Source organism: Paenibacillus sp. MMS20-IR301, from assembly GCF_032302195.1.
In the GTDB taxonomy this organism is placed as follows: Bacteria; Bacillota; Bacilli; order Paenibacillales; family Paenibacillaceae; genus Paenibacillus_AQ.
Genome location: NZ_CP135275.1, coordinates 6,053,655 through 6,075,498 on the forward strand (window position 1 = coordinate 6,053,655; position 21,844 = coordinate 6,075,498).

The 21,844-nt window shown below is 53.5% G+C and carries 22 protein-coding genes; 18 read left to right on the top strand and 4 right to left on the bottom strand.

Annotation, left to right across the window (positions count from 1 at the left end):
- Positions 1 to 204 precede the first annotated feature (204 nt).
- The 4 genes from LOS79_RS25990 to LOS79_RS26005 all read left to right on the top strand — a co-directional run bounded on the left by LOS79_RS25990 (position 205) and on the right by LOS79_RS26005 (position 3,380).
- Positions 205 to 489: a LytTR family DNA-binding domain-containing protein gene (locus tag LOS79_RS25990; RefSeq protein WP_315422460.1), complete on the top strand. Its 285-nt coding sequence runs from the start codon at positions 205 to 207 to the stop codon at positions 487 to 489.
- 13 nt (positions 490 to 502) lie between these two features.
- On the top strand, positions 503 to 931 hold the full coding sequence (locus LOS79_RS25995; RefSeq protein WP_315413468.1) for a DUF3021 family protein: 429 nt from the start codon (positions 503 to 505) through the stop codon (positions 929 to 931).
- A gap of 147 nt (positions 932 to 1,078) precedes the next feature.
- Entirely contained in the window at positions 1,079 to 2,314 is a 1,236-nt protein-coding gene (locus tag LOS79_RS26000; protein ID WP_315413469.1) for an alpha/beta hydrolase family protein, read from the top strand.
- Positions 2,315 to 2,462: 148 nt separating this feature from the next.
- Positions 2,463 to 3,380 carry a GNAT family N-acetyltransferase gene (locus LOS79_RS26005; protein WP_315413471.1) on the top strand — a complete coding sequence of 306 codons (918 nt, stop codon included), beginning with the start codon at positions 2,463 to 2,465 and terminating at the stop codon, positions 3,378 to 3,380.
- A gap of 82 nt (positions 3,381 to 3,462) precedes the next feature.
- Here the strand turns inward: LOS79_RS26005 and LOS79_RS26010 are convergent, their stop codons facing one another.
- The 3 genes from LOS79_RS26010 to LOS79_RS26020 all read right to left on the bottom strand — a co-directional run bounded on the left by LOS79_RS26010 (position 3,463) and on the right by LOS79_RS26020 (position 6,222).
- Positions 3,463 to 4,398, bottom strand: coding sequence for a DUF4367 domain-containing protein (locus tag LOS79_RS26010; RefSeq protein ID WP_315413473.1), 936 nt, complete (start codon positions 4,396 to 4,398; stop codon positions 3,463 to 3,465).
- Positions 4,349 to 4,957, bottom strand: coding sequence for an RNA polymerase sigma factor (locus LOS79_RS26015; RefSeq protein WP_397386692.1), 609 nt, complete (start codon positions 4,955 to 4,957; stop codon positions 4,349 to 4,351). Before LOS79_RS26015 ends, LOS79_RS26010 begins: the two co-directional genes overlap by 50 nt.
- Positions 4,958 to 5,130: 173 nt before the next feature.
- Positions 5,131 to 6,222, bottom strand: a complete 1,092-nt coding sequence (locus tag LOS79_RS26020; RefSeq protein ID WP_315413477.1) for a UvrB/UvrC motif-containing protein — start codon at positions 6,220 to 6,222, stop codon at positions 5,131 to 5,133.
- 140 nt (positions 6,223 to 6,362) lie between these two features.
- Between LOS79_RS26020 and LOS79_RS26025 the strand changes: the two genes are divergently transcribed.
- The 7 genes from LOS79_RS26025 to LOS79_RS26055 all read left to right on the top strand — a co-directional run bounded on the left by LOS79_RS26025 (position 6,363) and on the right by LOS79_RS26055 (position 13,927).
- A complete protein-coding gene (locus tag LOS79_RS26025) occupies positions 6,363 to 6,812 on the top strand; it encodes a YdeI/OmpD-associated family protein (RefSeq protein WP_315413478.1) in 450 nt (149 codons plus the stop codon).
- Between the two features lie 84 nt (positions 6,813 to 6,896).
- Entirely contained in the window at positions 6,897 to 7,745 is an 849-nt protein-coding gene (locus LOS79_RS26030) for a MerR family transcriptional regulator (protein WP_315413480.1), read from the top strand.
- 105 nt (positions 7,746 to 7,850) lie between these two features.
- Positions 7,851 to 9,842: an FAD-dependent oxidoreductase gene (locus LOS79_RS26035; RefSeq protein ID WP_315413482.1), complete on the top strand. Its 1,992-nt coding sequence runs from the start codon at positions 7,851 to 7,853 to the stop codon at positions 9,840 to 9,842.
- 87 nt (positions 9,843 to 9,929) lie between these two features.
- The gene (locus LOS79_RS26040; protein WP_315413483.1) at positions 9,930 to 10,484 is read left to right on the top strand and encodes a hypothetical protein; all 555 of its coding nucleotides are present in this window, start codon (positions 9,930 to 9,932) and stop codon (positions 10,482 to 10,484) included.
- Between the two features lie 186 nt (positions 10,485 to 10,670).
- A complete protein-coding gene (locus LOS79_RS26045; RefSeq protein ID WP_315413484.1) occupies positions 10,671 to 12,080 on the top strand; it encodes a hypothetical protein in 1,410 nt (469 codons plus the stop codon).
- A 146-nt stretch (positions 12,081 to 12,226) separates the two neighbouring features.
- On the top strand, positions 12,227 to 12,505 hold the full coding sequence (locus LOS79_RS26050; protein ID WP_315413486.1) for a hypothetical protein: 279 nt from the start codon (positions 12,227 to 12,229) through the stop codon (positions 12,503 to 12,505).
- Positions 12,506 to 13,084: 579 nt separating this feature from the next.
- Positions 13,085 to 13,927, top strand: a complete 843-nt coding sequence (locus tag LOS79_RS26055; protein ID WP_315413488.1) for an EcsC family protein — start codon at positions 13,085 to 13,087, stop codon at positions 13,925 to 13,927.
- 63 nt (positions 13,928 to 13,990) lie between these two features.
- On the opposite strand, the gene LOS79_RS26060 is transcribed toward LOS79_RS26055, so the two are convergent.
- Positions 13,991 to 14,314, bottom strand: a complete 324-nt coding sequence (locus LOS79_RS26060) for a putative quinol monooxygenase (RefSeq protein WP_315413489.1) — start codon at positions 14,312 to 14,314, stop codon at positions 13,991 to 13,993.
- Positions 14,315 to 14,606: 292 nt separating this feature from the next.
- Between LOS79_RS26060 and LOS79_RS26065 the strand changes: the two genes are divergently transcribed.
- The 7 genes from LOS79_RS26065 (at position 14,607) to LOS79_RS26095 (ending at position 21,843) form a co-directional block, all read left to right on the top strand.
- A complete protein-coding gene (locus tag LOS79_RS26065) occupies positions 14,607 to 15,851 on the top strand; it encodes a nitric oxide synthase oxygenase (protein WP_315413491.1) in 1,245 nt (414 codons plus the stop codon).
- Between the two features lie 102 nt (positions 15,852 to 15,953).
- Positions 15,954 to 16,310 carry a nucleotide excision repair endonuclease gene (locus LOS79_RS26070; RefSeq protein WP_315413493.1) on the top strand — a complete coding sequence of 119 codons (357 nt, stop codon included), beginning with the start codon at positions 15,954 to 15,956 and terminating at the stop codon, positions 16,308 to 16,310.
- A 154-nt stretch (positions 16,311 to 16,464) separates the two neighbouring features.
- Positions 16,465 to 17,825, top strand: a protein-coding gene (locus LOS79_RS26075) for an IS1182 family transposase (protein ID WP_315412864.1) whose coding sequence is annotated in 2 segments (ribosomal slippage) — positions 16,465 to 17,035 and positions 17,035 to 17,825 — 1,362 coding nt in all. Because the reading frame shifts where the segments join, the coding sequence is not laid out codon by codon here.
- A gap of 313 nt (positions 17,826 to 18,138) precedes the next feature.
- Positions 18,139 to 18,861 (top strand): hypothetical protein, encoded by a 723-nt coding sequence (locus LOS79_RS26080; protein WP_315413494.1) that lies wholly within the window; start codon positions 18,139 to 18,141, stop codon positions 18,859 to 18,861.
- Positions 18,862 to 18,866: 5 nt separating this feature from the next.
- Complete coding sequence (locus tag LOS79_RS26085) at positions 18,867 to 20,201, top strand: polysaccharide deacetylase family protein (protein ID WP_315413495.1); 1,335 nt, start codon at positions 18,867 to 18,869, stop codon at positions 20,199 to 20,201.
- 189 nt (positions 20,202 to 20,390) lie between these two features.
- On the top strand, positions 20,391 to 21,488 hold the full coding sequence (gene rlmN, locus LOS79_RS26090; RefSeq protein WP_315413496.1) for a dual-specificity RNA methyltransferase RlmN: 1,098 nt from the start codon (positions 20,391 to 20,393) through the stop codon (positions 21,486 to 21,488).
- Between the two features lie 61 nt (positions 21,489 to 21,549).
- Positions 21,550 to 21,843 (top strand): DUF6509 family protein, encoded by a 294-nt coding sequence (locus LOS79_RS26095; protein ID WP_315413498.1) that lies wholly within the window; start codon positions 21,550 to 21,552, stop codon positions 21,841 to 21,843.
- The last annotated feature ends 1 nt before the right edge of the window (position 21,844 follow it).

The window sequence follows — 21,844 nt, forward strand, 5'->3', positions numbered from 1 at the left end:
GAGAATGAACAGGCAGCAGACCATTGAATCTGAAGTATCGCAGGTGATCCTATCAAAATTTCCATCGAGCAAATCAGCAGGGAGCAGGAAGAGGAAATCCTCATCAGATGCCATGAGGCGGATGAAGAAATCCGTGAAATCGTAGATAAGCTCAAGACCGAGACCCTCATCATCCTGGGGTATCGGGAGGACCGGCTAAGCCGGATTAAGCTCAGTGATGTCTATTATTTTGAAGCGGTGGACGGCAAGGTATTTGTCTACAGCGAGGACCAGGTGCATGAAGTGAAGCAGAAGCTGTATGAGCTGGAGGAGCTGTGCCGGGACAAGAATTGTTTCCGTGCGTCCAAATCGACGATTCTGAACATCGCCAAGATCGACAGCGTGCGTCCGTCCCTGAGCGGCCGGTTCACGGCGCTGCTTGATAACGGGGAACGTGTAGTGATTTCAAGACAGTATGTGCCCGCACTCAAACAAAGACTTGGATTATAAGGGGGATCACAGCATGAAGCTGTCTGAATATGCCAAAGAGATCTTCCGGGATTTCCTGGTCATCTTCGCATCTATCATCATTATCATTACAGTGCTGCGGCAGATCTATGCCCCGGAACTTGTGTTTGATCTGGTATCCATTTATACGATTATGGGTTTCTGTCTGCTTGGGGCGTTAACGGGGATCATTTTGTACGCGCCTTCCGGAATAAGCGAACGGGCCATGCGTGTCAGAATTATGGTTCATTTTCTCGTATTGGAGATTCTGCTAGTTACCCTTGCCAGCTTCATCGGTGTGGTGGCCAGTCTATCCGGTGCGCTCACGCTCGCCCTGCAAATTGCTGTAGTGTATGCCATTGTCCGTGTGCTGTCTTATGAGAAGGATAAGAAGGATGCGGATAAGATTAACGAGCGGCTGAAGGCTGTGAAGCAGGAGAGTTAAGAGGAACTCCGGAATCCAAGACCCCACCTTGTGGGGCTTTTTGTGCATCTTATTGCCCTGTGGATACAGCTTACTGTAAATCTATATACACCCTTTTCGCGGTTTTTTATGATGAGGTCATAACCTGACTGGAAGAGGAGAATCGCTATGCACAGCCGCAATAAGCTTAAAAGCTGGATTAGAATCACCCTGTTCATCATCTTCGTCATACTGGTACTGTCCCCCGTGATTGTTTGGAGCTTCAGCTGGGCGCTGCTGGCGGCGCTGCTGTTTATTTTTGCGCTGAAAGGTTCGATTGAACTGATACGGAATAAGGCGGGCAGCGGACAGTCCAAGCGTTCAACCAGAGTGTGGAAAATCATGATAACCGCTGTAGCCCTGCTAATCGCGATGATACCGCCTATCCTTTTCCCGCAGTACCGGGAACCTGAAGTGACAGGAGAGTATGAAGTCAGGACCGCTGTCTACACGTATACGGACCCTAACCGGATAGAGGAATTTACGGATACCGGAGATAACAGGTTTGTGAATGTGAAGTTCTGGTATCCGGGCAATGCCGGGGGAACGTATCCGCTGGTGGTCTTTTCCCATGGGGCATATGGGGTGAGGGAAAGCAATACTTCAACATTTACAGAGCTGGCGAGTCACGGCTATGTCGTGGTCTCCATCGATCATCCTTACCATTCTTTTTATACACAGAGTGCAGACGGGAAGATCACGATGATTAATGCGGATTTTTTGCGGGAGGTTAACGATTCCAACAAAGACGGGATATACACTATAGAAGAGCTGTACGGCCTTACGCAAAAGTGGATGAAGCTGCGGACCGGGGATATGAATTTTGTGATCGATACGATTCTGGAGAAGGCGGGAAGGGATCAGGACCCTGTGTACCAGCTGATCAATACAGAGCAAATTGGCGTATTCGGCCACTCCATGGGCGGTGCGGCAAGCGAGGCCGTGGGGCGGGAACGCAGTGATGTGGATGCTGTCGTGAATCTGGATGCGCCATTTTTCCGTGAGCTTGTGTATGACCGGGAGATCAATGATCTGGCGGCAAAAGATGAACCGTACCGCGTACCGCTGCTGAACATTTATACGGACGATGTGTGGAGACAGCTCGGGAAGAACTCGGCTTACGCAGCGAATGTAGTCAACAACCCCAACTTCAAGGATGCGTATACCGTTCATTTTCAAGGGGCCAAGCACTTAAGCGTGACGGATCTTCCGCTGTTCTCGCCGGTCCTGGCGAATATGCTGCAGAAAGGGCCAGCGGATATTGATCAGTATTACTGTATTGAGACAATGAATGAGCTGGTTTTGCAGTTTTTTGACTTTACGTTAAAAGGCAGGGGGGAGTTTAGTCCCCATGCGGAATATTAATTGCAGTGAGCAGAGAAGGTAGAGTATTTCCTAAACGGTTTGCTGCATACCAAACGGTTAGGGCTGCTTGCTATGATGGGGATAGTCCTGATCCGGTTAAGAGCGGAGGCAATCAGGTCAATGAAATGAATATAATGGCGGTGAAAATATGAACGTAAAGTTTCGCAGGTACAGGACGGAGGATTTCATTGCGGTCCGTGACATGCTTGTTGCAGGCTTCGCACAGCCGGGTACAGCGGGGAATTGGATGATTGACCGGTGGAACTTTTGCCGGGCGGTCAGCCATACCATGCATAACACATATGACACATGGGAAAGCACAGTAGGAGTCTGGACAGATGATAAGGGAATGATCGCCGGAGTCGTGAACTCCGAGGGTGAGGAGAGGGGGGAAGCCTTCTTTCAAGTAAGATTTCCGTTAACATCGGCAGTATATGAGGAAATGTTTGATTTTGCCGAGCACAGCCTGGCGATGCCGTCTACGGGAGGCCGGGTGATCCGCATACGGATTCCGGCGGGTGATGCGGTCCGTGAATCAATTGCACAGTCAAGAGGCTACAGGCAGCTGGACTGGGATGACACGCTGTCCATGCGGTCCCTGCAGCAATTGGAGCCAGTGAAGCTTCCTCCGGGATACCGGATCCGGTCCGGAACAGAGGTTACGGGTGAAGCCAAGGCGCTGGCTCATGCCAGAGCGTTCGGCTACTATGAGGCGGAGCAAGACCATTCAGTGCCGTTAGCCTTTGAGCGGATGAAGCAGGCGCCTGATTACCGGCCGGAGCTGGATCTGTCCGTCGTAGATGCCTCCGGTGAAGTTGTCTCCTTCTGTACATTATGGTATGACGGGCAGAACCGGCATGGCATTCTGGAGCCAGTCGGAACTATACCCGCTGCGCGTAAGCAGGGGCTGGCCAGAGCGGCCATACAGGAAGGGCTGCACCGGATTGCCGCTTATGGTGCGGAATCAGCGTACGTAGGATCGACGATGGACTTCTATAAGAGGCTGGGCTTTGAACCGGCAGCAAGCAGCTACGTCTGGGAGAAAGTGCTGGAGCCAGGGAGTTAGAATCGCAGCAAGGCCCTTCCGCAGTGAACATTCAGTTCAACCGGGAGGGCCTTGCTGCGGCATATAGAAGATTAGATTCCGGCTATTCCAGGAACGGCTCCGCAAGAGCGATCATCTCTTCCTTGCTCAGAAATTGTCCGCTCATCTCGTCAAGCTGGTATTGATAGGTCTCATCACTGCCGGGGATATCAAGCGACCACGACAGGCTGTTGCCGCCCTTGTATTTGGTATAGATCATTTGCGTGTCTCCGGCAGTTACTTTCTCGGCGGTAAAATCAACCTGCTCATCAACATAAGCTGTAGATACGCCTGTGGCCCTTCTGGCTGTCACGGTCACTTCTTGGTCTCCCTGCTTATACACTGCGGTAACATTGAGAATTTGATCTGACAGCCGGACCGGCATCATTCCGTAGCTTCGACCTGCGGCCTCGGCCTGCTTGCGCAGCTGATCGGCAATAGCGGCTTCTTCATCTGTAGCAGGGGTGACCGGTTCGAAATAGGCCGCAGCTTCCTGGAATTTGTAGCCTCCCGGCAGCGTGCCGGCAAGGGCCAGATCCTGGCCGGATAGCTTAGTCCGCAGCGAAGCCAGGTCGGAATAATTCACCGGTTTATTCTGTGTGTCCAGCTTCCCGTCCGGGTTATGCTCCAGGATATAGAATATAGCGGCAGTCCCCGGTGCGAGCAGCTCTTCCCCGAGCTCACGGCTGAGGTTCAAACGCTGCAGCTCTTCCTCTTCAAAGGCCGGGAACTCCTGCGCAGGTTTGACCTGGTACACAAGTTCGCCTTGTCTGTTCTTCAGCGACTGGTACTGCACTGCGGCAAAGCCGGTCGATGCGGTCAGCAGCAGGCCTGCTGTCACCAGCAGACTAATCTTATATTTCAGCCAAAAGGGCTTACGCGCTTCGCGTTCTCCTGTATATAACCGCTGCATAACCTGACCGGATAAATCAGGGTGGCGGAAATGCGGGTTATGAAGAAGCGCCTTTAACTCCTGATTCATGTCCATATTCTTGTCCATTTCGGGTCCCTCCTGTGGCCTGAATGTAATACTTCTTGAACTTCCCGGACGCACGTTCATACCTCTTGCGCAATCTGGCTGTATTCTGCTGGAGCATCAGGCTGATCTCCGCGTAGCTCAGTTCGTCTACTGTGCGGAGCAGCAGCAGGCTGCGTTCATCCGCGGTCAGCCGGGCCATGGCCTGCTGAACTGCCGCATCCGGATAATGAGCCTCAATATGCTGGTCAACCGGCCGGTGCTGCTTCTCATCCTGATGGAACAGGCGCAGGTAACGGGCCAGCCTACGCTTACGGATTACATCGATACACTGGTTATAGGCAATCGTATACAGCCAGGCACCAAATGGAGTATCCCTGTTATAGCTGCCCAAGGAGCGGTACGCCTTCAGAAATACCTCCTGTCCGCAGTCCTCGGCTTCGGCATAATGGCCCAGCATATGATAACAGTAGAAGAAAATCTGTTTTTGATAAACCTGCATAATGGCTTCGAATTTCTGAATATCGCCCGCCAGCACCTGCGTAATCCGTTCCTGCAGATCCGCTTCCTTCAAGTCTCTCACCCCCCCTTTATGCCCTGTACAACGAACCAGCCGCCGGAAATGTGACACTGCCATGCAGAGGATTGCTGCGTACGGCATTATTCGTCCGTCAGCGGCAAAACAAATACCCCCATGCCTGCTGAAGTGCGGCGGGGGTTACTCGTATATATACGGTCAGCAATACTATAAACCGGCTATTCGGAATTCCCGATCAGCCTGTTAATTCCCTGCTCCAGCTCTGCAATACCTCCGTCCTCCAGCCATTCCTGCGGGACCATAAGATAGCTGCCTGAGCTTCCCTTAAGATAGCTGTAGATAATCTGGGCTTCATCAATCCGGTGACGGCTGATCTCTTCCGTTGCGGCGATCAGGCTGCCGGTGCGGAAATGCTCCAGTGCCGCAGCTGTAATATGGCCTGTAAGCTGTCCGCTGAACAGGTCTGCGCTGGCCAGCCGGGCCCGGTAGAGAATAACGCTGCCTTTAATGAGAATCAGCTTATGGGTATGCTCGTCCACCGGTTCAAGCACGATAATATTGTTGTTCTCCCCGGTGAAGCCGATGACCTGCTCCTTGTGCTGCAGCGAATGGACTGCTCCAAGGTAATCCCGGTATTTGGCCGCCGTTTCAAAATCAAACCGCTGCGACGCCTCCTCCATCCGGGCTTCCAGCGAGCTGGCAATCCGGCTCCCGCTCCCGTTCAGCAGACCGATCACCTGGTCGATGATCTCCTCATACTGCTGTACAGCCCTGCCGCCTCCGCACATCCCGATGCAAAGGCCCAGCGAATGGTTAAGGCAGCGGGTATTCCGGGAATGGGGGCTGCTGCAGAGAATCCGCTGTGATTCTTTAATACCCAGGACGGCCCGCTCTACGGTGCTCCGGCTGGTATAAGGACCGAAGGAGAGACTGCCCGCCTGTGTGCTGGGCTCATAGCCTACCTCAATCTGGCGGTATGGCAGAGTGTCCACGATGGAAATATAACTGTAAGCGAGCGGATTCTTCATTTTGCGGTTATACATCGGCTTGATCTCTTTAATCAGCTGGCATTCCAGCATGAAGGCCTCGAATTCCGTATCAGTCAGCCTGTATTCCAGATCACGGATATGCTTGACGAGCTGCTTCACCTTGGGCGAATGGCCTTTGTTATTGTAAAAGTACGATTGAACCCGCTTCTTCAGCTGCTTCGCTTTACCGACATAAATGATATGGCCGAGGCTGTCCTTCATCAGGTATACGCCGGGCGTTAAAGGGAGGTCCGCTACCTTGTCCGATAGATTTGAGGGCATGTCCGCCCCTCCGTTCTGTACAGGTCTCAAGTATCTTCAAGTATATACGATGCCGCTGCTGCGGGCGACTGGAAAAGCTCCAAAACCTGCAATACAATAAGGATAAACTAGGACATGCGTCCTTCCGGGAGGTACTAAAAATGAAATTTCGGACAACGGTATTGCTCAGCGGTAAAACAGCAACAGGGATCGTGGTTCCGGCTGAGGCGGTAGCGGAATTAGGAACCAGCAAAAAGCCGGCGGTAAAGGTAACGATCGGTGAATACAGCTACTCCAGTACCGTGGCGACAATGGGCGGACAGTTCATGATTCCGCTTAGCAGCGAGCACCGCAAGGGGGCAGGTGTCAGTGCCGGAGAAGGGATCGAAGTGGAGCTTGCACTGGATACCCAGCCGCGGGAAGTAGAGGTGCCGGCTGACCTGGCTGCGCTGCTGGAGCAGCATGCGGAGGCGAAGCGGTTCTGGGACGGGCTGTCCTACTCCAATAAGCGGCGCTTTGTCCTCTCTATAGAGGATGCGAAGACGGCGGAGACGCGGCAGCGGCGGCTCGATAAGACAATAGGCCTGCTGAATGAGGGCAAGGCACAGTAGCATGTGTGTGACATAATCCACAAAGTCTCCCAGCCAAACCCTCTATCATTAAAACTATGACAGAAGTAAGCTGGGGGGCTGTTGATGAAATATTCTATTGGTGAATTTGCATCACTTCTTGGGGTTACAGCGGACACACTGCGCTTATATGAGAAGCATGATATTGTCCGGCCAATGAAGGATCATCATAACAATTACCGGTATTTTAATGATCTGGATGCACGAAACTTGTTGTCGAGCAGGTGGTACCGCAGCATGCAGATTCCGCTTCAGGATGTAGCCGGACTTATTAAAGATGCGCCTTCCGCGCAAGTAGTGGAGTCGATAGCAGCTGCCGGCAGGCAACTGGAAGAGGAAATCCGGCGGAATGCACTGCTGCTGGACAAGATTCAGGAAATTCAGGCAGAGCTTGAGCAGATCGGCGACTCTTTCTATACATGCAAAATCAAACAAGTGCCCGGGATGTACCGGATTCAGCAGACGGACAAAAACCATTTGCTCCAGAAAAATGAGCTTAAGAGAACCGTACAGGCCTGGATGGAGCTCCTGCCGTTCACCTTCTATTCCTTCCGGATTGAGAATACAGAGCTTATCGGCGGAACCGAGGAACTGGATTACAGCTGGGGGCTGGCGCTGCTTGTGGAGGACCAGCAGAAGCTTGAGGTCTGCCTGAATGACAGTGTGGAGTATCTGGAGCCTGCCGTCAGCATCTCTTCGGTAATCGTCAGCACCTATGAAGAATACCTCGAACGGGAGTCTTTCAAGTTTATGCTGGATTATGCGGAGGCGCACCATTATACGATCAGCGGGGATATCTGCGGAAAAATTCTATTTACAGAGCGTACGAACAGCGGCTGTAAAACATACTTGGAGATCAATATTCCCGCTGTGCGCAATGAACCAGCGGCATACTTTGAGAAAAATTTCACGTAATATTCATTGACCTTGGTGCTGCACCAAGGTTTACACTCTGTTGCGTAGTCAGCAGTCCTTAGAGAGAGAATACGGGGCTGTACGAACCATACAGGGGGAACAATAATGCGTAAGCAAACAGCATGTCAATTGTTAAAAGCAGCCTTATGTCTGATCCTGGTAATGTCGCTCATCAGCGGCTGCAGCGGTAATAATGCAGCGGGGCCGGCGGCCTCAGAGCAGCCCTCAGCCTCTCCGGAGGCTACACAGCCGGCGGATGCAAATGCGGTGCCCGAGTCTTTTAAAGCAGGGACTTATAAAGCAGAGGCCGACGGCAAGGACGGCAAAGTTCAGGTTGAAGTTACATTTGACGCCAAATCGGTAATCACAGATATCCAGGTGGTCAGCCAGAGTGAAACGGCGGGCATTGGCGTGGAGGCAATCAATAAGATCAAGGAAGAAATTATGGCGGGCCAGACCCTGGCTATTGATGCTGTCAGCGGTGCTTCCGAATCCAGCACGGCGATTCTTACAGCTGTGGAAGATGCGGTGAAGCAGGCGGGCGGCAACGTGGAAGCTTTCAAATCGAGAGCTGTAGTGAAATCCGGAGAAGGCAAGACGGAGCAGCTGTCAGCCGATGTGGTCGTAATAGGAGCAGGCGCATCCGGCGTGTCCGCAGCCGTCTCGGCAGCCGATAAAGGCGCGAAGGTTATTCTTATTGAGAAGACAGCTACGATTGGCGGAGCAAGCAATTTGTCCTGGGCGGGCAAGTTCTACAATTCCTCAGCGGCGGTCAGCAGCGGACTTAAAGTGGAAGTCGAGAAGGAGATTTCGGACTGGATCGTTAATAACCACTGGAGAGTAGACGCAGCGGCAGTACGCCAGTATGTCACGAAGTCAGGTGAAACCTATGACTGGCTGACAGGCAAGGGATACACCACGACCTTCCTTAACTTTGGCGGCGAACAACTGCATATGCTTCCGGCCTATGATACCCGTCAGGACCTGCTGAAGGCGATGCTCGCGGAATCTGTGGAAAAGGGCGGCGGACAGGTCATTACTGAAGCAACTGGCAAGAAGCTGGTTACTGGCGCGGGCGGCGAAGTTACCGGAGTGGTTGCCGAGAAGGCGGATGGTACTATGCTTACGATTACCGGCAAAAGTATTGTGATAGCTACCGGAGGTTATGCCGGCAATAAAGAGATGGTCAAGGAAGCATTCGGCTTTGAAGGCGTCAACGGCGGTCTTGGACAGAACATCGGTGAAGGGCTGCAGATGTCCTGGGATATCGGCGCCAAGGTTCCTGATAATTTCGGGGGACAAATGCTTCACCAGACGCTGGCCAGAGCAACGGATAAGCTGAAGGCGGAGTATGAGCCGTTTGCAGCCAGCTATCCGCTGATGCTGTCCTACCTGCCGACCCTGATGAATGTCGGCCCGTCCGGTGCCCGATTCAGAGATGAGGCGGCCACACTTACCGCAGTAGCAGCGGCCAACACCAGCGCGTTCAATGGGGCCTACCATCTGGTGATCGTATCGCAGGCACAGATTGATGCCTTGAAGACTAAGGGAATGAACGGCGTGGAGGCACCGGGACTGCCGGGGATGCCTCCGGAATTCTATGCATCCTTTGCAGATCAGTTCACTCTGGAGCAGCCTTGGAAGGATGCCGACAAAGTGTTCGAATCTATGGTGGCTAACGGCGACGGCTTCAAAGGTAATACCCCGCAGGAGCTGGCGGAGAATGCCGGGATGGACGCTGCGGTATTCACAGCTGCTTTCAAACAATATCAGGCGGCGGCAAAGACGGGTGTGGACACCGAGTTCGGCAAAGCGAAGGAATATCTGCTCCCGATGGGGGAGAGCGGCCCGTATTATGCAATTATCTCCGAGATTAATAATCTGTGTTCTGTGGGGGGGCTGCTGGTGAATGCCCGGTTCCAGGTACTGAACGGCCAGCGCGTGCCGATTAAGGGACTGTATGCCGTGGGTGTGGAATCTGAGGGCGTGCTGTTCAACGATACTTACGTTGGTAACGGCGTAGGACTGGGGTATTCCTTCACATCCGGCCGTCTTGGCGGCGAGGATGCGGCAGCAGGCGCACTATCTAAGGAATAACACAGTTTAAGCATTCCTCCTCTCTCCGCCGATATTAAGGGTACCTGAGCTTTTACTTGGGGAATCCACGCGAGAAGAGGAGTGATCATGTATATTCCCGTATCCCGGATTCATCCGGCCTCGCTGACCCGGGCGCCGCATCCGGAAGCCCATGCAGCTGCTGAAGCGCCGGTTCTTAGTTTCTCTGAGACTCTGGCGGCAGTCGCAGCGGCCATTGAAGATCAGGCGCGCAGAATCAGGAAAAGGTATGGCGTGTCCGTCCGCATTACGGCAGCGGCTCAAGACAGTCAAAGGAGTAAGGCTGCGGCAAGCAGCGACGGGCAGCCGGAAATCGTAATTGCCCCGAATATTCTGCAGCAGATGAGCAAAGAAACGCAACTGCAGCGCAGGATATACGGCTATATAGAGGAATATGCGGCCGGGAGGGCCGGTCCGGAGAACCTGGGTCCGGTCCTGATCATCGACAAGGATGGAAATTGTAATCACCTGTTACCGCAAGCCTCCGCTCCGGAGGAGGCAGTGAAGGAGAACAGACTGCCGTATCCCGGACAAGCTGATCTGTGGAGCGGCGGAGGCTCTACACAGGACAGGCTGCAGCAGCTTGCTGTCCTGCGGGCCCGCAGGGCTGGCAGGCGGCATTAATGCTGTTCTTCCTGGTATATGGCCTTAGAATCCACTGGTGGAGTGGAGGCTAAGGCCATTTTTTTGTGCGCTAAGCCTGATGAATGTATCGCCTGGCATTGCTTCCGCGGCTGCGAACAATAGCCCATGCCCCTGCATAGCATATAGCACCAACTGGCTACAGGTGGAAAGGGGGCGTGTGAACTTATGGGTATTCAGCTTACTGCGATTCACTGGGTGTATCTCGTGTTTATTGTGTTCATTCTGGCGCTGCTGATCCGGCGGCGTGATACGACGATGATCTGTGTGACCGGGATTTTTGCGCTGGGGCTTCTGGCAACGTCTACGCTCAGCGGGTCCGTGTCGGGAATCTTCAATTCCTTTGTATACGCGACCAAAGAGCTGCTCGGTACGATTATGATTATCTCCATTATTGTGGCCATGAGCCGGATTCTGATTATTACCGGCATTAACGAAACGATGGTAGCTCCGCTTACCCGGTTTCTGCGCACACCGGCGATGGCATACTGGGGAATCGGGCTGATTATGATGGTGACTTCCTTCTTCTTCTGGCCTTCGCCCGCAGTTGCGCTGGTCGGTGCTGTTCTGCTGCCGGTAGCTGTGCGGGTCGGACTGCCTGCACTGGGTGCAGCCATGGCCATGAATCTGTTCGGGCACGGAATTGCGCTCTCCGGCGATTATATTATTCAAGGCGCGCCGAAGCTGACAGCCGATGCGGCCGGTCTTCCGGTATCCAGTGTGATGCAGGCCAGCATTCCGCTGGTGATCGTGATGGGGGTTGTAACCACGGTTACTGCTTTCTGGATGATGCGCAGAGACCAGAAGAACGGAACATGGCGGGATGGTCTGGTGTCCGCCAAAGAAGCAGGGGCATTATCTGCAGATGCTTCAGTCTCTGTACGCATGAACAGCCGGCTCCGGAAAGGACTGGCGATTGCGGTCCCGCTGCTCTTCCTGCTGGATGTGATATTCATGTTCGTGCTGAATCTGCAGGGCGGTGATGCTACCGCATTGGTGGGCGGGACTGCGGTGCTGATCCTAATCACAATCACTTTATTGGCTCACCGGGGAGAGGGCCAGGGTCTGGAGAAGATCACCTCCTATCTCATCGAAGGCTTCGTCTTCGGCTTCAAGGTGTTCGGCCCGGTTATTCCAATCGCCGCCTTCTTCTACCTGGGAGACTCCGCCTTCGGCGAGCTGTTCGGCCAGGTGCTGCCGGACAGCTCACACGGCATTGTGAACGACCTGGGCGTTGCCCTGGCGAATCATGTGCCGCTTAACGGCGCAGTGGGAGCCGTGACCATGACGGTGATCGGCGCGATCACCGGCCTTGACGGCTCCGGCTTCTCCGGCATCTCGCTGGCCGGCTCGATTGCCGGGCTGTTCGCCGCCGCGCTCCACTCGGGCGCGGCGACCCTGACCGCCCTTGGGCAGGTGGCCGCCATCTGGGTCGGCGGCGGCACCCTGATCCCGTGGGCGCTCATTCCCGCCGCAGCGATCTGCGGCGTCAGCCCGTTCGAGCTGGCCCGGCGCAATCTGAAGCCGGTCCTGCTGGGGCTGCTGGCGATGACGGTCACCGCCATGTTCCTGGTGTAGCAAGCGCCGGGAGGCTCTTTCCCCGGCCCCGCCGGGGCTTGCGGATACCGCAGCAGCTGATTCAGCCCGCCACTTGCATAAGATTACCGCTCCCTATCCATCCTAGAGAGGAACAGACATTGTGACAGAAGGGAGAGGTTGCGTTTATGAAGCATTACGAATCCAGTCTGCGGACTAACAGTACGGTGGATCAGGCGCATGATGCAGTCACCAAGCTGCATAATTCTGTAACACAGGCTTTGAGCCATCCGACCGCGCCAATGATTGAACAGGCAGAGAATAGCCTGGAGCATGCTGAAGAGGCTGTAAGCCATGCCCCCGAGGGTTCTGTTGGCGGGCAAGGGGTAACGCTGGTTGAAGAGAGGCTGGCAGAGGAGAAGCGCAGACTGTCTTCACTGGATGAACAGGGAAGAGACTGGCAGTAAAAGAGCTGTCCGCCATATAACCGCAACAGGCATTCCGGACCTATGCCGGAATGCCTGTTTGATATTCCGTGTGCTGCAAGGGAGCTTCTGTACAGATAAGCTATCACTGCGCAGGATTAAGGTTATTTATATAGGTATCAGATCCTTATATAACTTAAGTGAACCAAATTAGGCGTTTAGAACGTACTTGTAGAGTGTCGCAACTAAAGAAGCGGGTTCATTCACCAATGAAGCAATGTATATCTTCATTTCCAAGAGGAAACTCTCAATGATAGTTGTATTATGTGCAATTAAAAGGAACAAAAAGGGGTTGTTGGATCGTATAGCTGCACTCTGTACAACTAAATTCGCCCGGATACGTTAAAACAAGCTACTCATGGCAGTATAATTGTACGAAATACAGCTAAAGTGATAATCGGAAGACAACCAGACCATTTAGTTGTACGAAGTGCAATTAGCATACGGTTTTTGCGATAAAGGAAACCTGCAGCAGGCGAACCCCTACTTTTCATTTCGCAGGTTAATTCTGATGTTGTACTTGTAGAGCAGAGATAATACTATTCACGGGAGGCGAAGGAGATGCCGGATACTGCTGACTCGAGGGCGCTTCTGGAGACACCGGAAGCACTGCGTGCTGCGCTTGCGGAGATTGCCAAATGGGAAAAAGAGCAGAACAAGCTGATGATCTGGGACCGGATTACAAGGCTGCCGTTCAAGCTGCTTGATAAGCTTACACCCAAATTTATTCATGAGAAGGTGGGCAAGCTGCTGGATGAGCTGGGCAGCTATATCCAGAACGGCGGCAATTACCTGGTCGCCGGACGCAAGGTGGGAACAATGATGGAAGAGGCCAGCCGGGCAGCGGGCGGCACCGGCAGCGGGCCTTATCCGCTGGCCGTCATGGACGCTGCTGCTCTCCGGCTGGCCGGGCGGAGCCGGAATACCGCTACGGCCCAGGGGGCGACAACCGGCTTCGGCGGGGTGTTCACGCTTGCCATTGATATTCCGGCTGTCCTCGGCCTCTCGCTGAAGGCGATTCAGGAGATCGCCTTATGCTACGGCTATGATCCGACGGAGAAGGCCGAACGGATCTTCACGGTGAAGGTGATGCAGTTCGCTTCCTCCGATATTGTGGGCAAGCGGACGATTCTGCGGGAGCTGAATCTGCAGGCTGGCGGGGACGGCAACATCAGCGCCGGGACGAATGCGGCGATCTCGAAGATTCAGGGCTGGCGTGAGGTGGTTATGGTCTACCGCGATAACTGGGGCTGGAAGAAGCTGCTGCAGATGGTCCCGGTCGCCGGCATGTTCTTCGGCGCTTACCTGAACCGCAAATCGCTGGAGGATGTAACAGAGGCGGCACATATGCTGTACCGCAAACGGCGGATTATCGCCAGGCTGGCCGAGCTGGAGCAGATATAATCCATTACCAATAAGCCAAGGAGTGCTGCCCTTACCGGCTGCTCCTTGGCTTATTGGTCTGCCCTATTCTCCCGGCGGGGCGGACACAAGGCCCTTGCCGCCTACAGGTGTAAGCTGAACGGGCTGAACGCCGGCAATCAGCGGCATAGCCCGCTGGATTGCAGCGCGCGTAGCCGCAAGCGCCAGTGAGGCATCATGCGCTTCCGCGTGGCTCCATACCTCGGTGACCCAGATCACATCGGGTTCGTTGACCGAAAGATTCACCAGATAAAGCTCGCATTCCTGAACCGGCTCAGCGTCAGCGGCAGCCTCCAGCAGAATGGCTGCGAGCGCGTCCCGCTCCCCCGGCTTGGCCGTGAATTTCGCGTGCATTGCAAATTTACTCAAATTCATCACCTCAGAATATAGAGTGCCTTCTCCTTGCTGACAGCAGCCGCAGAGCTGTCTCATCAGTTTACCAGAAGAGACCTGTGGTATGAAATCTATGATGCAGTCCTGCCCTGGGGGATGAGGGTCTTTTGCAGCATACTCTTTCTTGCGATACTATGATTAAGCAAAGGATTGGCGGAGCCAATATGAATAATAAGTTAACAAGGCAGCGGGCAGGGATAGTCGATCCTGCCGGCTGGAAATAATATGACCGGGCAACTATAACCGGCTCACGGAGAGGGATGACACGATGCAGGAAGTGAACAAGCCGGGTAACACAGCTGAACAAGAAAGTCATGGGGCATTGATCCGGCAGGCTGAATCCTTTATTGCTGCGTGTTACCGGGAACTGGAGAGGTCCTCCGGTGACCGTGACCAGCGTCTTGCAGTCATACGCGATGAGATAGGGCGCACGGGGACTTACACACATACTGGGGAGGAGCTGGCCCATGGAGCCAGAATGGCCTGGCGGCATAACAGCCGATGCATCGGCCGTCTCTTCTGGCATACGCTTGATGTTATTGATGCGCGCAGGGCAGAAACGGCGGAAGAAGTGGCAGAGATGCTGCTGCAGCATATCAGGCAGGCAGGTAATCATGGCCGCATCCGGCCGGTCATCAGCGTGTTCCGCAGCGGAGAAGACCCGGCGAAGAGCATCCGGATCTGGAACCATCAGCTGATCCGGTATGCCGGGTATCCCGAGGAAGACGGGCAGCCGCGCATGGGGGATCCGGCTTCAGATGAGTTCACTGCGGTATGCCGCAGGCTGGGCTGGAAGGGGAGTCGCGGAGATTTTGATATTCTGCCGCTGGTAATCAGTATCGGGGCCGAAGCGCCCCGCTGGTTCCCCCTCCCTGAGGGTCTGGTGCAGGAGATTCCACTCAGCCACCCGGAGATCGAACGGTTCACAGAGCTGAATCTGCGCTGGTATTCCGTTCCGATTGTCTCGGATATGCTGCTGGAAATCGGGGGAATCCATTATCCGGCTGCGCCGTTTAACGGCTGGTATATGGAGACGGAGATCGGTTCCCGGAATTTCGGTGATACCGGCAGGTATAACCGGCTGCCGGCGGTAGCGGAACTTCTGGGTCTGGACCGTTCGACCAATATTTCCCTATGGAAGGACCGGGCGCTGCTGGAACTGAACCGTGCTGTTCTGTACTCTTACAAGCAAGCGGGAGTCAGTATTGTAGATCATCACACAGCAGCCGATCAGTTTGTCCGTTTCCAGGAACAAGAGAAGCGGCAGGGACGTGAAGTATCGGGCAAATGGGGCTGGCTGATCCCGCCCATGTCACCGTCCTCTACTCCGATCTGGAATGATAACACTTTGAAGGACCTGCATCTCAGCCCGCAGTTTATCTATCAGAAAAAGGCATACGCCGCTTGGCAGGACCTGCACGCTGAGACAACAGAAGCAGCATCCGCCTACCGCAGAGAGAAGGCGGAAGAGTATAGTCCCGCAGGACCGATGAAATGTCCGTTCCATTCTTAGCGGGTCAGCGGCAGAGGAGACTTAAGCGCTTCAATCTGTATAGTCAGCATTCCGTAACTGTGATACTATGTATTTCTATATACAATGAGGAAGTGAAGCATAATGATCAGTATTACCATTCCGGCACCGGAAGTTACGATTTACAAGCAGGCTAACCCTGTACTAAGCCATATCTACGGATTTACCGATTTTCATCTGATTACCCGCGAAGCAGGCGGGATCTTTATGTTCTATAATGACAAGGATGAGCTGCTGTTTGTGGGCAAGGCGCGGAAGCTGAGACCAAGAATCAAGAAGCATTTCGAAGATAATGTATCGGTGATGAAGCCGCATCGTGAGGAAGTGACCAGGATTGAGGTCTGCCTCGTGGAAGATCCGGTCGACAGAGAGATCTATGAGACGTACATTGTAAACAAGCTTAAGGCTAAATACAATGTGGAGAAAGTACTGTATAAATAAGTGCTGTTACAAAAGGAGCGTGGTCCCTGGGGACTACGCTCCTCAGGCTGTCGAGAAAGTCTCGACAGCCTTCTTTATGTGACTTTGATTTCATACGACACCGCGTTAATGTTGTATAATATAGGTAACTATTTATAGAACGGATGGTGTCAGTATGCTTCGCTCCAATCGAGAAAAACAACAAGCTTATGAATTTGTTTCTATTGAAGATTTGGTTCCTCAAGACCACTTGCTTCGCAAGGTAGATAAATATATTGATTTTTCGTTTATCGATGAGAAGGTTAGACCCTTGTACTGCTCGGATAACGGACGCCCTGCGATTGATCCTGTCGTGTTATTTAAAATGCTTTTCATAGGGTATTTCTACGGCGTTCGTTCCGAACGTCAGCTAGAACGTGAAGTTCAAACGAATTTAGCTTACCGCTGGTTTCTTGGACTCGGATTAACCGACAAGGTTCCAGACCACTCCACCTTGAGTTGGAACCGGCGTACCCGATTTAAAGACACAAACATTTTTCAGGATATTTTCGACGAAATTGTTCTTCAGGCGATTTCGCACCGGATGGTGGGCGGACGAGTTCTTGTCTCGGACTCCACCCACGTCAAGGCCAATGCAAATAAACACCAATACACCAAACAACAGGTGCTGCAAAATACTAAGGATTATGTAGATGAACTCAATGCTGCGGTAGAGGCAGACCGGGAAAACCATGGAAAAAAGCCCTAAAACCTAGAGAGGAAGTGAACGAAGAAAAAGAAATTAAAGTGAGCAAGACCGATCCTGATAGCGGGTACATGATCCGCGATGGTAAACCGGAAGGCTTTTTTTATCTGGACCACCGGACTGTAGATATGAAATACAATCTCATTACGGATGTCCATGTTACGCCCGGAAATGTCCATGATTCCGTGCCGTATTTGTCGCGTCTAGACCGGCAGCAAGAACGTTTTGGATTTCAAGTGGAAGCCATTGCTCTAGATTCAGGATATTTAACAACACCGATTTGCCGCGGTCTGCAAAGCCGAAAGATTTTTGCCGTTATTGCTCACCGGAGATTCCATTCCAAGCAAGGACTATTCCCAAAATGGAAGTTTTCGTTTAACGCAGAGCAAGAGATGTATGTCTGTCCGGCTGGTCAAGAACTGAAGTACCGCACAACGGACCGCAAAGGATACCAGCAGTATGCATCTGATCCAGAGCAATGCAAAAGTTGCCCGTTTTTAAACCAGTGTACGCAGTCCAAAAACCACCGCAAAGTGGTAACTCGGCATGTCTGGGAGGACAGTAAGGATTGGGTCCGAGACAACCGGCTCAGCAAGTCGGGAAAGCAGTTGTACCGCAAACGAAAAGAAACGATTGAGCGAAGCTTCGCGGATGCTAAAGAGCTCCATGGGTTTCGCTATTGCCGGTTGCGCGGACTGCCAAATGTCAGGGAACAAGCACTGATGACGGCAGCCGTGCAGAACATGAAGAAGATGGCGATCCACCTGGATCGCCGGGAAAAACGGGGATAACCCCCTCGTCTTCCCATTGGCTGCTCGACTTTGAAATACAAAAGAAACCCAGGGTCTTTAAATGACCTGGGTTTCTCGACAATCTGAGGAGCGTGGTCCCTGGGGACTACGCTCCTTTTGTTATTCCCGGACGGAGTCACGGAAAGCAGGCGGTTTCAAATAGGGAAATGCTCCCGATTTTTTCGGAATTGGGCCTTTGGGTACATCTGGAAAAGTTAGTTACTACGGCTCACTTACAGGTCTGGCAAATCAACTATAATAAACTCGTATATACTCGACATATTTTGACATTTATAATGAGGTGATTATATAGATGGCCGCTCCATTTTTCAAGAAGAAAGAGCCCGTGGACAAACCGCTTCAATCCGATCTGGTGCAAAAGGTGCAATCTGCCGAGCCGCCCGCCGGAAACAGCAGCAGCTATGAGCAGGCTGAGCCTGCACCGGGACTCGTGTCCATCAGCAAAGCCCAGCTGGATAAAAAGTCTCTGGATCTTGTCTTTGCAGTTGAGCAGATGATCCAGGCTAAAGCACATGCGGAAACGAACAGCCATGAGCTGCAGGACCGGCTCAACCATTCCGGCAGTCATGTAGAACGGCTGAGCAAGGATCTCAAGAATCTGAACAGGGTTATTGAAGACCGGGAGAAGAGTATCCTGGAGCTGGAGCAGAAGCTGGTGGAGAAGAATCTGAAGGTGGATCAGGTGCTGGAGGATTACCGTGAGCTTCATGCCGCAATGTCCGGGGAAATGGATGAGCTGAAGAGCACCATTGTGCTGGAGCAGCAGAAATATGCCAATCTGGTTCAGAAGCATAACGATGCCATCTCCGAGAAGCTGAAGCGGATGAACGAGCTGGAGGAGAAAATCGGGCGCCTGGAGACAGAGCACAGCCATCTTAAGCAGAAGTACGACACAGTCCGGCAGGAGAAAACCTACCTCTCCAGCATGATCAGCGACTTTACGAACCGCATGACAGCACCCTTTGGCGGCAGCAGTGCACCGGCAGAGCGTACTGGCGACAACGGGGATACATAAGAGATATGCCAGGGTATCCGGCGGATGCTGCCCGGATGATAGAGCTGTTGTCGCTGGAGCAGCGGCAAGGCAGCTATCAGATGGAGGTAGGCTTCACCTGCGGCAGCAGCTTCACTAGTACAGCACTTAGCATCGATGAATATACATATGTGCAGCTCAGCCTGCTTGGCCCGTTCGCGGGACAGCGGGTGCGGCTGTCCCTGTATCCCAAATGGGACCCTTTCCGCCGCAGCTTCTTCAGTGCGCTGACCGTAATGAATCACAATTTCAGCGAGACGAAGTATTATGCCTGTTCCGGCGATTATGCCGCGCAGCTGGCAGGACTCCGGCAGGAGGAGCAACCGGCGGCGCCCGGGTATGATGACCCGGCTTCAGTGGAGCTTCCGGAAACGGCACCGGAAGCCCGGCCGTCTGTTCCGGAGCTGCTGAAGCGCAGAGGAGGCCTGCTGCGGCCTGCCCGGACCGTGCTGCTGCGCGGAATGCTGTTCAGCTGCCTTATCGCACTGCTGCTGCTGCGTATGGACGGGAAGCTCTTTGGCAGCAGTGCGGAGGCCCATGAAGATTCCAGGCAGACAGCGGAAACTTCTGATATCGGCGGTACAGCCGCTGAGGTTGTGCCGGTTATACGGACGGCGGCCTATCAAAGCAGCCAGCTCCCTGATCCGCCGGAGGCTGTACCGCTGCTGCAGCAGCCGGCGGCCGAAGCTCCCCAGGAAACGGCGGAACCCCTGCCGGAAGCGCCGGACCTGGTTGAAGCGGTTGAGCTGGACGGAAGCAGCTATGAATACAGCCTGCCTGCGGGCTATGTGGCATTGACCTTTGATGATGGCCCCTCGCAATATACGCGGCAGATCGTAGATATTCTGGACGAGCATGGCGTGGCGGCGAATTTCCTGTTCATCGGGCAGAATGCCAGCCGCTATCCGGGCGAGGTCCGCTATACCGCGGAGCATGGCATGCCTGTAGGCAGCCACTCCTGGGATCATAGTGATATGACGCGCAACAGCCTTGCAGAGAACCGGGATAATCTGGAGCGGGCCAGCCGTGAGCTTACGCGGAGCACCGGTGCGGCAGTGACCATCTTCCGCCCGCCCTATGGTGCGGTCAATGAGAAGCTGGCTGCCGAAGCCGGGCGGCAGGGAATGAAGCTGCTGCTCTGGAACCGGGACCCCGAGGACTGGAAGGCGGATCATCCGCAGCAGGTGCTCCGGTACTTTCAGGAGACGGACCCGTCCGGGGGAATCTATCTGCTGCATGAGAAGGCAGTTACGGTCCAGGCGCTTCCGGAGATCCTGGAGTATCTTACTGGCAAAGGGCTAAAGTTTGCGGTCTTCCAATAATGCAGGCAATCTAAGCGTACTCTGACACGGAGTACGCTTTTTATATGCCACGGAATAGACCCGGAACCGGCTGCGTTTCCTCTTGTTTTAATAAACAAAATTTGAGACAATAAGTTATTGTTGTTGCTGATGTCCTGTCAAGGTAGAATAGATTGATTGAACTTTACAGTTTTGAAAAGAGGATATGAAATGAACAAAGAATCCATTTATGGATTGACCTTAGAACAGTTAACAGCCTGGCTGCTGGAGCATGGACATAAGAAATCCCGTGCCTCCGCTGTCTGGGAATGGCTATACCGTAAGCGGGTTACGAGCTTCGCCGGAATGACCGGAGTGAATGCGGACTGCCTGCAGCTGCTGGAGGAGCATTATGTCTTCCAGACGATGGAAGAGCATGTGAAGCAGGAATCCGCCGACGGCACCGTCAAATTCCTGTTCCGGCTGCAGGACGGCAACCTGATTGAGACCGTGCTGATGCGGCAGAAATACGGATTGTCCGTATGCGTGACTACCCAGGTCGGCTGTAACATCGGCTGCAGCTTCTGCGCAAGCGGGCTGCTGGCGAAGAGCCGTGACCTGACCAGCGGTGAGATTGTGGAGCAGATTATGAAGGTCCAGCTGTATCTGGATCAGGCCGGTCTCGGGCAGAGGGTCAGCCATGTCGTTGTCATGGGGATCGGTGAGCCGTTCGATAACTTCCGGCATCTGCTGAACTTCCTGGTTACGATCAAGGACCACAAGGGGCTGGCCATTGCCGGCAAAGGCATTACAGTCTCGACCAGCGGTCTGGCGGACAAGATCAGAGAATTCGCCGATGCGAATATGCAGGTGAATCTGGCGATCTCTTTACATGCGCCGAATAATGAACTGCGGACACGGATTATGAAGATCAACCGCGCGATTCCTATAGAGAAGCTTATGCCGGCGATTGATTATTATCTGGAGAAGACGAACCGGAGAATTACGCTGGAGTATATCCTGCTGAAGGATATCAATGACCAGGAGGAGCATGCCCTGGAGCTGGCCGAGCTGATCGGCGACCGGCGCCAGCTGGCGAATGTGAATCTGATTCCGTATAACCCGGTGGATGAGCACAGCCAGTACCAGCGGAGCGAACGGGAATCGGTCCGCGCCTTCTTCGATACCCTGAAGAAGCAGGGGGTCAGCGTCAGCACCCGGCTGGAGCACGGGGTAGACATTGATGCGGCCTGCGGGCAATTGCGCAGCAAGCAGATTAAGAAGACCAAAGGCAAGGCAGCGGAGGCCGGCAGCGCAGTAACCGGATAAATGAAGCTGTGTTTGTGATACAATCATTGGTGCAGTGATTTTCAGAAAAGAGGAATGCGAATTGTTGACATTCACCAGCTACACCGTGGAGAACGTAAAAGATCCCTTTGGGATTCTAAGCGGCAAGCGTTATGAGTTTGTCATTCACCTGGATGTGCCGGAAGAGGATGAGCTGTACGTGGAAGGCGGGGTGTCCATCCGGGCCATTATGAAGGCGGAAGCAGAGCAGGCCAGCATGGTCAGCTATGATCTGCTGGAGACGACGACAGGCAAGCTGCTTGATTTTGAGCTGGAAGAGGATGAGGAGGCAGCGCTGCTGGAGTTCTGCCTGACGCATCTGACGGAAGCGAATTAAG